Source organism: Pseudoxanthomonas sp. PXM04, from assembly GCF_014851695.1.
GTDB classification, from domain to species: Bacteria; Pseudomonadota; Gammaproteobacteria; order Xanthomonadales; family Xanthomonadaceae; genus Pseudoxanthomonas_A; species Pseudoxanthomonas_A beigongshangi.
Genome location: NZ_JACVAG010000018.1, coordinates 1 through 460, shown reverse-complemented (window position 1 = coordinate 460; position 460 = coordinate 1). Strand labels below are relative to the sequence as shown.

Here is a 460-nt window from a genome sequence, read left to right as displayed (position 1 = left end):
GGGAAAAGAGGAGAAAGAGAAAAGAAGAAGAAGGAAGAGAAGAGGAAGAAAGAAGGAAAGGGGGAAAAAGAGAGAAAGAAGGGGAAGGAGGAAAGAAAGAGAAAGGGAAGGGGGAGAGGAGAAAAGGGAAGAAAGGAAAGGGGAAAAAGAAGAGAAAGGAAAGGAGGAAGAAGAAAGAAGGAAAGGGAGGAGGGGAGAGAAAGGAAGAGGAAGAAGGGGAGAAGGGAGAGAGGAAAAGGGGGGAGGGAGGAGGAAAAAGGAGAGGGAGAGAAGGAAAAGGGGAAAGAAAGAGGAAAGGAGGAAAGAAGGGAGAAAAAAAGGGAGGAGGGAAAGGGGACAGAGCGCAAGCGCGAGGAAACCCGGCAGGACGGGCCGGGGGCGGGCACCGAGGTCACTGCCGAGAGCCGGGACAAGAGGAAGGGCCGCGACATCGGCGATCTGGACGCGCAGGTGCCCAACC

The 460-nt window shown here is 54.1% G+C and carries 1 protein-coding gene; it reads left to right on the top strand.

From position 1 onward, the window contains the following. Positions 1-460 (top strand): hypothetical protein (locus tag IB228_RS19675; RefSeq protein ID WP_192199659.1); only part of this gene is annotated, 460 nt, incomplete at both ends.